The organism is Neisseria sp. HMSC056A03 (genome assembly GCF_001815685.1).
Taxonomy (GTDB): domain Bacteria; phylum Pseudomonadota; class Gammaproteobacteria; order Burkholderiales; family Neisseriaceae; genus Neisseria; species Neisseria subflava.
Window position 1 is genome coordinate 1 of the sequence record NZ_KV821655.1, and the last position, 829, is coordinate 829.

At 59.5% G+C, this 829-nt stretch carries 1 pseudogene; it reads right to left on the reverse strand.

What is annotated here, in order from left to right:
* A pseudogene (locus tag HMPREF3052_RS11835) lies at nt 1-829 on the reverse strand (hypothetical protein); the annotation flags it as partial.

Consider the following 829-nt stretch of genomic DNA (forward strand, 5'->3'; position numbering starts at 1 on the left):
GGTGCCGTCGGCTTTGGTGTATGCAACCGGAGCCTGATCCTGCAAAGCAGCCTGCACGGCTTTCAGCTGCGATACGTTTACGGCATCGGTATCTGCCGAACCTGCAGCCAAATTGGTTAGGCGGCGGTACATCTTGCTACCAGCCATAAAATGGCTTGTATCCCCGCCCAGCGAAACTTCGCCATATTTAACCCCGGCTTCGTTGATGTCGCCGGCAATGACGGAAGTTGCGTTCGGCTTGTAGGCGGCGGCGGTCAAATCCGCATCGCCTGCCGTAGAAAGCGAACCCAATGCCACGTTGAAGTTGGTATCGTTTTTAACCCTCGCGCTATCGCCCAATGCTAGGTTGTTGTTGAGACGGTTAGGCAGGCCGGGGATGAGTGCCGTGCCGTTGCCGGTATCCGCGCCGGAGCCGACGGCCGTACCGCCGTTCTTAGCGGTGGCAGCCGCGCCGATGGCGATGCCGCCCGCTCCGGTGGCGCCGCTGACTTCGGCAGCCGCACCGATGGCGATCGAGCCGTTACCTTGAGCGATCGTTCCGCTACCGATGGCGACAGCATCATTATCTTGCGCACTTGCACCCACGCCGGCAGCCAATGCGTTAAGACCAGTCGCGCCGTCATTATTGAAATTGCCACCGTGTGCGCCGCCACCGTCGTTCACGCTGTAATAGTGGGTTGCAGAACTGTTGACCTGATTGGCTACAGCTTTCAACTGATCTTCCGTGGCTGCACGTCCGCTGACAATGCCGGCAGGATTCCAAGTTTTGTTGGTCAGGCCGGTAACCGTACCGGCACTACCGTCGACAGTAACCGGGCTGCCGCCGCTA